Annotated in this window: 10 protein-coding genes; all 10 read right to left on the bottom strand. The window is 68.3% G+C overall.

The window, feature by feature from the left end; translation table 11 throughout:
* Nucleotides 1–25: 25 nt before the first annotated feature.
* Nucleotides 26–1255, bottom strand: coding sequence for an ABC transporter permease (locus J7I44_RS04020; RefSeq protein WP_209616150.1), 1230 nt, complete (start codon nt 1253–1255; stop codon nt 26–28).
* A 10-nt stretch (nt 1256–1265) separates the two neighbouring features.
* A complete protein-coding gene (locus tag J7I44_RS04015; RefSeq protein ID WP_209616148.1) occupies nt 1266–2570 on the bottom strand; it encodes an ABC transporter permease in 1305 nt (434 codons plus the stop codon).
* 37 nt (nt 2571–2607) lie between these two features.
* Nucleotides 2608–3813: an ABC transporter permease gene (locus J7I44_RS04010; protein WP_209616146.1), complete on the bottom strand. Its 1206-nt coding sequence runs from the start codon at nt 3811–3813 to the stop codon at nt 2608–2610.
* A gap of 59 nt (nt 3814–3872) precedes the next feature.
* Nucleotides 3873–5192: an ABC transporter permease gene (locus tag J7I44_RS04005; protein WP_209616144.1), complete on the bottom strand. Its 1320-nt coding sequence runs from the start codon at nt 5190–5192 to the stop codon at nt 3873–3875.
* 194 nt (nt 5193–5386) lie between these two features.
* Nucleotides 5387–6610: an ABC transporter permease gene (locus J7I44_RS04000; protein WP_209616142.1), complete on the bottom strand. Its 1224-nt coding sequence runs from the start codon at nt 6608–6610 to the stop codon at nt 5387–5389.
* Nucleotides 6611–6620: 10 nt separating this feature from the next.
* Nucleotides 6621–7922 carry an ABC transporter permease gene (locus J7I44_RS03995; protein ID WP_209616140.1) on the bottom strand — a complete coding sequence of 434 codons (1302 nt, stop codon included), beginning with the start codon at nt 7920–7922 and terminating at the stop codon, nt 6621–6623.
* Between the two features lie 89 nt (nt 7923–8011).
* Entirely contained in the window at nt 8012–9247 is a 1236-nt protein-coding gene (locus tag J7I44_RS03990; protein ID WP_209616137.1) for an ABC transporter permease, read from the bottom strand.
* 8 nt (nt 9248–9255) lie between these two features.
* Entirely contained in the window at nt 9256–10569 is a 1314-nt protein-coding gene (locus J7I44_RS03985) for an ABC transporter permease (protein WP_209616132.1), read from the bottom strand.
* Nucleotides 10570–10735: 166 nt separating this feature from the next.
* Nucleotides 10736–11968 carry an ABC transporter permease gene (locus J7I44_RS03980; protein WP_209616129.1) on the bottom strand — a complete coding sequence of 411 codons (1233 nt, stop codon included), beginning with the start codon at nt 11966–11968 and terminating at the stop codon, nt 10736–10738.
* Between the two features lie 12 nt (nt 11969–11980).
* Nucleotides 11981–13288: an ABC transporter permease gene (locus J7I44_RS03975; protein ID WP_209616126.1), complete on the bottom strand. Its 1308-nt coding sequence runs from the start codon at nt 13286–13288 to the stop codon at nt 11981–11983.
* Nucleotides 13289–13300: the final 12 nt, after the last annotated feature.

The following is a 13300-nucleotide window of genomic DNA, read 5'->3' as shown; positions in this document are numbered from 1 at the left end:
CCGCCAAAGGGGAAGCCACCGCCCCTCACACCGACCGCGTCGCCACCACCGGCGGCACCCGCGAGGCGCGTAGCGCCGGTGCCAGTACCGAGAGCTGGCCCAGCGCCCACAACGCCAGCGCGCCGGTCGGCAGGTACCACACTGGCAGGCGCGGCAGTTCGTAGCGGCTCATCAGCAACAGGTTCAGGATCAGCGCCAGGACCATGCCCAGCACCACGCCACCGCCCACGATCAGGAAATTCTCCGCCTGGAAGTAGCGCAGGATGTCGGTCCGGGTGGCGCCGATCGCGCGGCGGATACCGATGGTGCGGGTGCGCTGCTGCACCCAGAAGTTGGCCAGGCCCGCCACGCCGAGCGCGGTCACGAACAATAGCCCGAGCCCCGCGGACAACAGCAGACCGATCATGGTGGTGTCGCGCTGGAAGTAGTCCTCGCGCATCTGCGTGTAAGTCCGCCGGCCCGCCTCGGGAATCAGGCGGTCCGGGTCGAGCGCCTGCAGCGCCGTGGCGGCAGCGGCAAGCACCCGGTCGCGATCGGCGGGCGCGCTGCGCAGCAGATAGGTGGTTTCGTTGTCGTCGGGCAGTTGCGGCCAGAGCATGACCTCGCCATCGCTGCCGTCGCCGCGCAACATGGGCCGCACGACATCGCTGACGATGCCGACCACGCGACTGCTGTGCTTGCCGGCGAAGACCACCTGGCCAAGCGGGTCCTTGTCGCCGAAGAATTTTCTTGCGGCCGCGCGCGTGAGCATGATCGCGGGCACGTCGCCGGTGACGTACTCGTCGGGGGTGAAATCGCGGCCCGCGATCACCCGCAGACCCAGCGCCTGGAGAAAACCCTGGCTACCGCTGTAGGTGTCGATCGACAGGCAACCGCTGTGGTCCAGGCTGCTCGCGGCCATCGCGCGCTTGAGCGCCTCCTCGTTGGGGCAGACGCCGTAGCTGTTCACGCTGCTGCTGAAGGGCAGCGCCCAGCCCACCGCGACGGCCGCCTGCACTCCGGGAATCCGGCGCAGCGTATCGAGGTCGGCCGCGTGGCGTGCCTCGTGATTTTCGTCCTTGGCGGTGCCTTCCACCCGGATCAGCGAGAGCTGCTGCTCGGCCAGCCCGCTGGGCGTGTGGATGCGCTGCAGGCGCTGGGCCACCATGAAGGCCGCATTGGCGACGATCGCCAGCGTCAGGGCGACCTGCAGGACCAACAGGCCGGCGGTGAGCTTGTGGTGGCGAAGGCTGGAAAGGATCGGGCGCAAAGCCATGGCGTGTTCCTCACTGGGCCTTCAGTTGCAGGGCAGGCGCGACGCGGCTGGCGCGCCAGGCCGGCAGCATCCCGGCCAGCAGGCTGCCGGCGATTGCCAGCAGCACGGTCAGCGCCAGCATGGAAAGATCCATGCGGGCGACGTGTGCGTAGCTGTCCGGACGCTGGCGGACGCTCCACAGCCCAGCCTGCGCGATCGCCACGCCCAGCAGTCCGCCGAGGCTGCCCACCAGTGCCGACTCGACGCCGAACTGCAGGAAGATGTCGCGCCGCCTCGCCCCCAGCGCGCGGCGCACGCTGACCTCGCCGCTGCGCCGCAGGAACTTGGCCAGCAACAAGGCCACGATGTTGACCAGGCACACGACCAGGAAGCCCAGCGCCAGCCACAACTGCAGGCGTAGGTCGTTGGGCACCAGCTTCTGGTGCGCAAGCCAGTCCATCATCGGATACAGCGCGGCGTTTGCCGGCGGGCGCTCGAACCGCCCCAGCTTTTGCTGGCTGGCGGAATAGTCGATCAGGAACTGGCGATAGGCGCGCGCCTGCGCGGCATTCTTCAGCCGCACCCACACCTGCAGCCAGGTGTAGTTGCCGCTGGTCTTGCCGCCCTCCTTCCAGCTCGCCTGGTTGCCGCTCACGCTCAGGTCCAGGTCCAGCGCCGTGGCCAGCGGCAGGAAGAAGCGGTCCGATTCGCCGTAATTGCCTCGGCCGGAGGCGTCGGCATAGAACTGCGGCTGCGGCGCCCAGTCGGCGGTGACCCCGCCCACCTGGAACCGCGCGTCGCCCAGCCGCACCGTACGTCCCACCACGTCTGTCCGCCCGAACAGCTGCATGGCCAGCGCGTGGCTGAGCACCACCAGCCGCGCACGCGCCTCATCGTCCGCCGCGGTCCATCCCCGGCCCTGCTCGAAGCGCAGTCCGAACAGGTCGAAGAAGCCGGCGGTGGCGTAGCGGCCACCGATCCGGAACGGCATGCGGCCGGCCTGCACCGGCCACGCCAGCACCCTGCCCCCAGCCATCGCGGCCTGCTGGTCCGCGCGATGGGCCTCGAGCAGCGCCATCGCGTCCGGCCAGGTGAAGTTGTCGCTCGGATCGCCCCACTCGCTGCGAGCGGGGTAGTTCGCCGGCAACGGGTCCAGGTGCGGGTAGTAGAGCTGCGCACTCAGCTCCGGCAACGGATCGCGCGTCATGACGTGCAACACCGTCAGCATGGTCATGCTGGCACCGATGCCCAACCCGATCGCCAGCACCATCATGCCGGTGAGCACAGGGCTGCGCCGGAGGCTGCGCAGGGCGAGGTCGAGGTAGTAGGCGAACATTCCGTGTGCTCCTGGCGAATCGAACGTTGCGGCGAACTCAAACCGAGCGCGTGGCCACCACCGGCGGCACCGCCGCGGCGCGCAGGGCCGGCGCCAGCACCGCCAGCTGGCCCAGTACCCACAGCAGCAGTGCGCCGGCTGGCAGGTAGAACAGCGGCAGACGCGGCAGTTCGTAGCGGCTCATCAACACCAGGTTGAGCCCGAAAGCCAGCACCATGCCCAGCGCGATGCCGAAGCTGACGATCAGGAAATTCTCGGTCTGGAAGTAGCGCAGGATGTCGCCGCGGGTGGCGCCCAGCGCGCGGCGCACGCCGATCTGCTTGCGCCGTTGCTGGACCCAGAAACTGGCCAGCCCCACGATGCCCAGCGCGGTGACCAGGAGCAGCGCCGCGATCACGCCGACCAGCATGCCGGCCATGGCGCGGTCGGCAGCGAAGTAGGACCGGCGCAAACCGCTGATGGTGTCGGTGTAGTCCTGGTTCACCACCACGGCAGGCGCGACCCGCGCCACCAGTGCGCGCGCCGCCTGCAACACCTGGTCGGCCTTGCCCGGCGCGGTGCGCAGTACGTAGACGCTGGCCAGGCCCTTGCCGGGGATGCCGGCGAGCAACAGGGTGTTGTGCGTGTGGCCGGGGTTGGGATTGGGCCGCAGCAGCGAGCGGTAGGTGCCCACCACGCGGAAGGCCTTGTCGATCGCGTAGACGGTCTTGCCCAGCGGGCTCTCGCCCGGCCACAGCGTCCTGGCGTATTCGCTGTCGAGCATGATCGAAGGCGACCTGGGCAGGAACTCGCTGATCGGACCGAACTCGTCCGGCGTGAACCAGCGGCCTTCCGCAAGCTGCAGGCCCAGCGTCGAGGGCAGCGCCGGGCCGCCCACGTAGAAGTGCCCCTGGTTGTCGTAGTGCGGGTCGTCCGCGCGCAGGCGGAAGCCGGCTTCGCCCGCCTGCTGCCCGAACGGCACCGCATTGGTGACCGCCACCGACTGCACGCCGGCGATCCCCGCCAGTCCCGAACGCAGCCGCGCGGCGAGGTCGGCAGCGGCGTTGTCGTCGACGCCGTCGAGCGAAACCACCACCAGCCGGTCTTCATCGACGCCGCTGCTCACCTGCATGGTGTCGATGCGGGCGGAGATCAGAAACAGCGCGTTGCAGAGGATCGCGCAGGCCAGGGCGATCTCCATGCCGATCAGGAACGCAGCCACGCGATGGCGGCGCAAGGCGGCGAGGATGGGTCGGATTTGCATGTGTGGGATCCCGGATCTCTGAGGTTTGTGCGTTCCGTGCTCTCGCGCGGACGGCGCGGCTAAAGCGTCTTCAGTTGCAGCGCCGGCGGCACGCGGCTGGCGCGCAGGGCCGGGAACGCGCCGGCCAGCAGCGACGCGGCGACCGCGAGCAGGATCGTGAGCAGCAGCATCGGCACGTTCAGCGCCACCACGTCGGCGTACGCCACCGGCTGCTGGCGTACCAGCCACAGCCCCAGCAAGGTCAGCAGCAATCCACCCACGCCGCCGAGCAGGCCGATCACACCCGCCTCGGCCAGGCATTGGGCGAAGATCGCGCCACGCGTGGCACCCAACGCCCGGCGCACACCGATCTCGCCGCTGCGACGCAGGAACTTGGCCAGCAACAGGCCGACCGTGTTGAACAGGCACACCAAAAGGAAACCGAACGCCAGCCAGGTCTGCAGCTTGACGTCGCTGGGCACCGCGTTCTGGTAGGCCATCCACTCGTGCAACGACATCATCCGCGTGTTGGCCGGATGGCTGAGACGGCCGAGGGCGCGCTGCTGCGCATCGTAGGCATCCAGATAGCGGCGATAGGCGGCGGCCTTGGCGGCGGTGTCCAACTGCACCCACAGGCCCACCGATTCGCACGGCGCGTTGCGCAGGTCCATGCGGTCGGGCTTGCCCCAGCAACTGAACCAGCCGAAGTTGCCCGCGTTGATGTCCAGCGCGGTCGGCATCGGCAGGAACACGTCCTGCGGCCGCACGTAATAGCCGCCGGTGTCGCCGCCCGAATAGCGCGCACCCACCAGCATGTAGAACAGCGGCCGCGGCCGCCAATGGTCGAGCACGCCGACCACCTGTACGCCGGTACCGTTGAGCACGATCGTACGACCCACGCTGTTGGCGCCGCCGAACAGCCGCTGGTTGAGCACGTCGGAGATCACCACCTGACGCACCCCGCGCGCCTCGTCGGCGGCATTCCACGCGCCGCCGTAACGGAACGGCACGTCGAACATCGGGAAGAAGTCCGAGGTCGTGGCCAGCGTGTCGGCCATGAACGGGGATTGCCCGGCGAGGCCCGGCTGCAACTTGATCGAACCGAACACGACCATCGTCTGTCGGTCGGCCTTGCCCGACTGCCAGAGGTCGTGCGCGGAGATGTAGTCCAGGAGATCCGCGGGGTTCTTGCGCACGTCGGCGCCGGTTTCCGGATCCAGCTGCGGGTAGTAGATCCGGGCGCTCTTGCCGGGCAACGGATCGCCCGAGAGCAGGTACATCACCGTCAGCGTGGTCATGCTGGCGCCGATACCGACAGCGATCGCCAGCACCATCAGCCCAGTGAGAACCTTGTTGCGCTTGAGGCTGCGCATCGCCAGGTCGAAGTAATAGCCAAACATCAGACGCGTGCCTCCGTCCTGTGCGCCCTCTCCCCGCCGGGGACAGGGCTGGGGTGAGGAGTCGGGCAGAGCGAGGGCTGCCGCCGTCCCTGAATATTCGTTCCCAATGCCATCATCAGCTTTGCCTCGTAAAAACAGACGTCCCTGCGCGCCCCCGACCCCATCCCTCTCCCCTGAGAAGAGAGGCAGCCAGATCAAACGCTTCGCGTAGCCACTACGGGCGGCACCGCCGCGGCGCGCATGGCCGGTCCCAGCACCGCCACCTGCCCGATCAGCCACAGCGCGATCGCGCCGATAGGGAAGTAATAGGCAGGCAACCGCGGCAGCTCGTAATGCAGCATCAGGAACAGGTTGATGCCGTAGGCCAGCACCATGCCCAGCGCGATGCCGATGGTCGCCAGCAGGAAGTTCTCGGTCTGGAAGTAGCGCAGGATGCTGCCGCGGGTGGCGCCCAATGCACGGCGCACACCGATGGTGCGCCGCCGCTGGGCGACCCAGAAACTGCCCAGGCCGACGATGCCCAGCGCGGTGACCACCAGCAGCGCGATGCACACGCCGGCGAGCAGGCCGGCCATGGCGCGGTCGTCCTGGAAGAAATCGGCGCGAATGTCATCGAGCGTCTTTTTCTCCAGGATGATCCGGTGCGGGTCGTTCTTGCGCAGCGTGGCCGCGGCGGCCGCCAGCACGCGCTCACGGTCCTGCGGCGCGGTGCGGATCACGTAGCGGCTGGCGTTGTCCGAATCCATCCGCAGCGGGAACACCATCGACCACTGCGCCGTGGCGTCGCCACCGAACAGCGACGGACGGATCAGGCCCGCCACCACGCCCACCACGCGCATCGGGTCGCCGCCCAGGTAGAGGGTCTTGCCCAGCGCCGACTGGCCCGGCCACAACTTCTGGCCCAGGTCGCGGGTGATGATCACGGAGACGACCTTCTTGGCGAGCTTCTCGTCGCGCGCCACCAGGCGCATGTCCAGGTACTCGTCCGGCGCGAAGTCGCGCCCGGCCACCAGGCGGGTGCCGAAGGTCTGCAGCAGGTTCTCGCCGAAGTACTGCGTGGCGTTGAGGGTGGCCTGGTTCTGCTTGGGATCGAGCTTGACGCTGGTGTTCCAGGAGCTGTTGGTGAACGGCACCTGGTTGACCAGCGCCACCGACTTCACCCCCGGGATCTGCCGCAACGCGGTGAGGTCTTCCTGCGCGTGCGCCTTGGCGTCGGCGGTGTCGCCGATGCCGAAGGCCTGGATTTGGACCAGCTCGTGCTCGGCCACGCCGCTGGCCATCTTCATGCGCTCGAGCCGCTGGTTGATCAGGAACACCGCGTTGCAGACGATCGCGCAGGTCAGCGCGATCTCCAGCACCAGCAGCAACGCCGTGATCTTGTGCCGGCGCAGCGTGGAAAGGATCGGAAGGATGTCCATGGCCAGGCTCCTAGTTGCTCTTCAGCTGCAGCGCGGGAGTGACCTGGCAGGCACGCCAGGCGGGCAGCAGGCCGGCCAGCAGCGAGGCGCCGACCGCCAGCAGGAAGGTGGCCAGCAGCATCGGCAGGTCCAGGTGGGCGAGTGCGGCGTAATCGGACGGCTGCTTGCGCACCAGCCACAACCCCACCAGCGACAGCAACAGGCCGGCGATACCGCCGGTGAGCCCGATCACGCCCGACTCGACCAGCAGTTGCATGAACACCTCGCGGCGCGAGGCGCCCAGTGCGCGGCGCACGCCCAGTTCGGCGCTGCGGCGCAGGAACTTGGCCAGCATCAGCCCCACCGTGTTGACCAGGCAGACCAGCAGGAAGCCCAGCGCGAGCCACGCCTGCAGCCGCACGTCGCCCGGCACGACCTTGTTGTAGTCCAGCCAGCCCATCACGTCGGGCAGGCGCACGTTCGGCGGGCGCTGAAAACGGCCCAGCGCCTTCTGCTCCTGCGAGTAGTGGATCAGGAACTGCTTGTAGGCGGCGGCCTTGGCCGGCGTATCCAGCTGCACCCAGTACTGCAGCCACACGCAAGGGGCGGTGTCCATGTGGTCGGGGTCGGAGCCCTTGCCCCAGCAGTCGGTCGACCCGTTGCGGCCGAGCTTGAGCTCGTATGCGGTGGTCAGCGGCAGGTAGACGCCCTCGTCCTCGGCGTAGCTGCCGTTGTTGAGGTCGTAGAAATGCGGCGTCATCCGCCAGCTGTCCAGCACGCCGACGATGCGGAAGGCCACGTCGTTCATGCGCAGCGTCTCGCCGGTGCTGTCACGGCCCTGGAAGAGCTTGTCATTGAGCTTGCGCGAGATCAGCGCGACACGCGCGTGCGCTTCATCGTCGGCGGCCGTCCACGGGCGGCCGTAGAGGATCGGCACTTCGAACATCGGGAAGAAGTCGGCGCTGGTGTAGCGCGCGTTCTCGAAGAACGGCTCGATCGAGGACTGCGCCGGCTGCAACGGCACCGCACCGCCGGTCATCAGCGCCTGGCGGTCGGCACGCCCGGCACGCAGCAGGTTCATGCCGTCGGTCCAGGTCACCTGCACCGGCGGGTCCTCTCCGGGCTGGTAGCCGTCCATGTCCCGCGGGTCGAGCTGCGGGTAATACAGCTGCGCGCTCTTTCCCGGCAGCGGGTCGCCCGACAGCACGTGCAGCACGGTCAGCGTGGTCATGCACGCACCGATGCCCAGCGCGATGGCCAGCACCATCAGCGCGGTGAGCGCCTTGTTGCGCCTGAGGCTGCGCAGTGCGAGGTCGAGGTAGTAGCCGAACATGCTAGGCGCTCCAGGAGTGCAGGCACCGCCGCCGCCGCGGCATGCGGGTGCTGAAGAAGGGGCGGCGGCCGGCCGCGGGCGGTGGCAGCTCAACCGGCACGGGTCGCCTCCACCGGTGGCACGCGCGAGGCGCGCAGGGCGGGTGCCAGCGCCGCGGCCTGCCCTAGCAGGAGCAGAACCGCCACGCCCGCGGCGAGGTAGGCCGGTGACAGGCCCTGCATGCCGAAGCGCAGGATCAGCCACAGGTTCATGGCCAGCGCCAGCAGCACGCCGAGCAGGATCCCGCTGCCACTGACCAGCAGGTTCTCGACCAGGAAGTAACGGACGATGTCATGACGGGTGGCGCCCAGCGCCCGCCGGACGCCGATCTGCCGCCGCCGCTGGCCGACGCGGAAACTGGTCACGCCCACGATGCCGGCGGCGGTGATCGCCAGCAGCACCGCGCTGATCACGCCCATCAGCGTGGCCATGCCGCGGTCGCTCTCGTAGGCACGCTCGCGCACCTGGGCGAAGCTCAGCACCCCCATCCGGGGGTCGAACATGCGGCGCGGATTGCGGGCGACCAGCGCCGCGGGCGCCGCGCGCATCGCCGCGGCAAGCTGGCCCGGGTGCGTGCGCACGATGTAGTAGGTGCCCAGGGTACTGGTCAGCCGCCGCGGCACGATCACCACCCGATGCGCGAAATCCGCGGCCCAGCGCGCCACGCTCTGCGCCTGCAACCTGTCGACCACGCCGACGATGGTGGCCGGGCTGCCCGCCAGGTAGAGGGTGCGGCCGACCGCTGTGTCGCCATGGAACAAGGTGTCTGCCAGGGCCCGGGTGACGATCACCTGCGACGGATCGAGGCGATCCTGCGCAGCCATGACCCCGATATCCCCGGCGCGGAAATCTCGCCCGGCGACCAGCTTCAGGCCCAGCGTCCGCACGAAATGCTCGTCCGCGAAATACACCGTCGCACCGGTCGTATCGGTGAGCTGGTCGGGGTGCAGGCGGATGCCGTCGTCCCAGCCAGCGCCGCGCAGCGGATAGGAATTGCTGGTGGTGACGTCGGCCACCCCGGGCAACCGGCGCAACACTTCCAGGTCCGCACGGGCTTCGGCGTCCAGTTGCGCGTAGGAGGCCTTGCCCACCCATTCGTTCTGGATCACGAAAATGTTTGCCTCGTCCAGGCCGGTCGGCTCGGACAGGTGCGACAGGCGCTGGTGCACGATGAACAGGGCGTTGCACAGGATCGCCAGGGTCAGCGCGATCTGCAACGCGATCAGCACGGCCCCGGCCTTGTGGCGCCGTAGTGCGGAGAGAATGGGTCCGACCTGCATGTCCATGGCGTGCCTCAGTTGGACTTCAGTTGCCAGGCCGGCTGCACCTGGGCAGCACGCCACGTCGGGTAGAACGCCGCCAGCACCGTCGCGGCGATGGCGACCGCCAGCGAAAGCGCGACCAGCCGCAGGTCCAGATGCGCCAGGCAGGCGATCTGCGGCTGGAACACCAGCCCGATGCCGAACATGCCCACGCCGGTGAGCAGCACGCCCAGCGCGCCACCGGCCAGTCCCACCATGCCGGCCTCGGCCAGGAACTGGAGGTAGATGTGCCGTCGCGAGGCGCCCAGCGCGCGGCGCACGCCGATCTCCGGCGCGCGGCGGAGGAACTTGGCCAGCAGCAGGCCGATCGTGTTGACCAGGCAGATGATGAAGAAGCCGATGGCCACGGCCAGTGCGATCCGGCTTTCGGGCGGCACGGCACCGCGATAGTCGAGCCACTGGCGCACGTCGCGCAGGCGCACGTTCGGCGCCCAGCCGAACCGGCCGGCCTCGCGCAGCCGACGGGCGTAGCCTTCCAGGAAGCTGCGGTAGCCCTGCACCTGGGCGGCATCGTCCAGCTCCACCCACGGGCTGACCCACACGCATTCGCCGCGCAGCCAGCTTTCGCGGTCCGAGCCGCGCTTGCCACCGCTGCCGCAACTGTTGTTGCCATAGGTCTCGATACCGGCGGCGACGGCGAAATTGAAGGGCACGAAAATCTGCGGTGGATCGGCGTAGCCGTTGCTGCTGAACATGTCGAAGAAGCGTGGCTGGGGGTTCCAGTCGTCGATGACGCCGGCGACGCGGTACGCCTGGTCGTCCATCACGACCGTGCGTCCCACGCTGTCCGCCCCACCGAACAGGCGCTGGTTGAGCTGGCGCCCGATCACCACCACCGGTGCGCGTGCGTCGTCGCCGTCGGCGTTCCAGCCCCGGCCGTACAGGAAAGGCACCTCGAACATCGGGAAGAAATCGGCGAAGGTGGCGTAGCCCAGCGCCTTGAACGGCAGCCGGCCCGGTTGCTGCGGCATCACCGACAGGCCGACCTGGTAGAGCATGGTCTGGCGCGGCGCGCGACGGGCCTGCATCAGGGCCATCGCATCGGTGTAGGTGAGCGCGTCCGGCGGCTCGCCGTTGCGGTTGTAGCGCGGCCCGCGGTTGTCCAGCTGCGGCACGAACAGGCGCGAGGACTTCTGCGGGATCGGATCGCTGGAGACCACCCGGAACACGGCGTAGGTGACCATCGACGCGGCCACGCCGACGCCGATGGACATCACCATCAGCGCAGTCAGCAGCGGGTTGCGCCGAAGACTTGCCAGGCCCAGTTGGAGGTAATGGAGAAACATCCGGCATCCAGTGTGTGCCCGCTTCCGCCCGCGGACGAGGTTCGGGTGAGGTGGGGCCAGGCGCGCGTTCCACGCTCGCCTGGCCGATGCCCGGCCTTCGATCGACCTGCCGGGCGGTATCACGCTTCGTGCCTGTCTTCTTCCTGTGAGGACATCCAGACGGCAATCAAACCGACCGCGTCGCCTCCACCGGCGGCACGCGCGAGGCCTTCATCGCCGGAGCCAACACTGCGCCCTGCCCCAGCAACAGCAGCGCGATCACGCCGGCGGCCACGTACAGCAGCGACAGCCGCTCCATCTCGAAGTGGCTGACCAGCCACAGGTTCATGCCGATCGCCAGTGCCGCACCGACGATCACGCCACCGGCGCCGATCAGCAGGTTCTCGGTGAGGAAGTAGGAAAGGATGTCGTGCTTGGTCGCGCCCAGCGCACGGCGCACGCCGATCTGCTTGCGCCGCTGGCCCACCCAGAAGCTGGTCAGACCGACAATGCCCGCGGCGGTGATCGCCAGCAGCACGGCACACACCACGCCCATCAGGATCGCCATGCCGCGATCGCTCTTGTAGGCCTGCTCGCGCACCTGCGCGAAGGTGCGCACGCCGCGCTCCTCCGGGATCACGCGCATGCGGTTGGTCTGGATCAGCAGCTTCGGTACGGCCTTGGTCAAACGCTCCAGCTGCCCGGGCTGGGTGCGCACCAGGTAGCTGCCGAAGTTGCCGGTCAGCAGCCGCGGAATCAGGATCGTGTTCTCGGCGAAGTTGCTGGCCCAGGTGCCGGTCCAGGGCACCTGCAGGCGCTCGACGATGCCGATGATGGTGCTCGGCTTGGTGTGGCCGGAGTGGTACAGCACCTTGCCCAACGCGCTGCCGTCCGGATACAGCTTGTCCGCCAGCGCCTTGGTCACGATCACCACCGGCGTGGTCTGGAACTCCTTCGCATCGACCCACTCGATCTCGCTCGGGCGGAAGTTGCGACCGGCGACCAACTTGGCCCCCATCGCCGCCAGTGCATGGTCGTCGGTGAAGTAGAGGGTGGTGTGCGCCATCTCCTTCTTCGCCTCCGGCGTGGTATTGACGCTGGTCGACCAGCCACCACCGCGCAGCGGGTAGGAGTTGGTCAGGGTCGCGTCCACCACGCCCGGCATGCGGCGCAGCGCCTCCAGGTCGGTCTTGCCCAACGACGGGGTGGCCTTGTCGTCTGCGCCGACCCAGCGGTTGGCCACGGTCAGCAGGTTGGTTTCGGTCATGCCGGTCGGGCGCGAGAGATGCTCGGTGCGCTGCTGGATGATGAACAGCGCGTTGCACACGATCGCCAGGGTCAGCGCGATCTGCAACGCGATCAGGACGGTGCCGGCCTTGTGGCGCTTGAGGGCGGCGAGAATGGGCTTGATCTGCAACATGTCATCGCCTCCTCAGTTGGACTTCAATTGCCAGGCCGGCTGGACCTGCGCGGCCCGCCAGGTGGGATAGAACGCGGCCAGCAGGGTGGCCAGCACGGCGGCGACGATGGTCAACGCGATCAGCGATACATCCAGCGTGGCCAGGCGGGCGATCTGTTCATCGAACACCCAGCCCACGCCCAGCACGCCCAGGCCTGTCAACAGCAGGCCCAGCACGCCGCCAGTCAGGCCCACGGTGCCCGCCTCGATCAGGAACTGCGCATAGATCTCGCGGCGCGAGGCGCCCAGCGCACGGCGCACACCAATTTCCGGCGAACGGCGCATGAACTTGGCCAGCAGCAGGCCGATGGTGTTGACCAGGCAGATCAGCAGGAAGCCCAGCGACACCAGCAGCGAGATCTTCGACTCTGGCGGGACGACTTTCTGGAAGTCCAGCCATTCGGTGACGTTGCGCAGGCGCACGTTCGGCGCCCACTTGAAGCGACCGGCACGCTGCTGCTCGGCGGCATAGCCGGTGAGCCAGCGCTTGTAGGCATCGGCGTCGGCCTGGGTCGGAAGCTCGGCCCAGTACTCGATCCAGATGCACTCCGAATGCAGCCAGTTGTCCCAGCCGGTCCCCGGGGTTTCGTTGCAGTTGTTGTTGCCCGCGGTGGTCATCTGCAGGTCGATCGCGCGGGTGAACGGAATGAACAGGCCGATCGGATCGCCGAAGCCACCGGTGTTGACCGGGTCGAAGAACAGCGGCTGCGGATCCCATTCGCCGATCACGCCGGTGATGCGGTAGTCGTGGCCGTCCAGGTTGATCGTCTTGCCGACGCTGTCCTTGCCATTGAAGAGCTTGTCGTTGAGCTTCTTGCCGATCACCACCACCGCCGCGCGCGCGTCGTCCTGCGCCTGCGTCCACGGGCCGCCGTAGAGGAAGGGGATGTCGAACATGGCGAAGGCATCGCCGTACCAGGCGTAGCTGTTCTCCTCGATCGGCAGTCGGCTGGCGTCGGCCGGAATCACTGACGGGGCGATCGGGTACAGCGCGGTCTGGCGCTTGGCCTTGTGCGCCTGCATGAAAGCCATGGCGTCGGTGTAGGTCAGCGCCGGCGGCGGTTCGCCCTGGTCCAGGTCTTCCGCCTTCCAGTTGGCGATCTGCACGGCGTAGAGCTGGTCGGACTTCTGCGGGATCGGGTTGTTCGAGGTCGCCCGGAACACCGAATAGGTGATCATCGAGGCGGCCACGCCGAAACCGATCGCCATCACCATCAACGCGGTCAACAGCGGGTTGCGGCGAAGACTGCGCAGGCCAAGCTGGAAGTAGTAGGCGAACATGTCGGGGGTTCC

The sequence above is a fragment of the Frateuria flava genome (assembly GCF_017837635.1).
Classification (GTDB): domain Bacteria; phylum Pseudomonadota; class Gammaproteobacteria; order Xanthomonadales; family Rhodanobacteraceae; genus Frateuria_A; species Frateuria_A flava.
The sequence above is the reverse complement of the archived record's forward strand: the minus strand, read 5'-3'. Positions and strand labels throughout refer to the sequence as shown.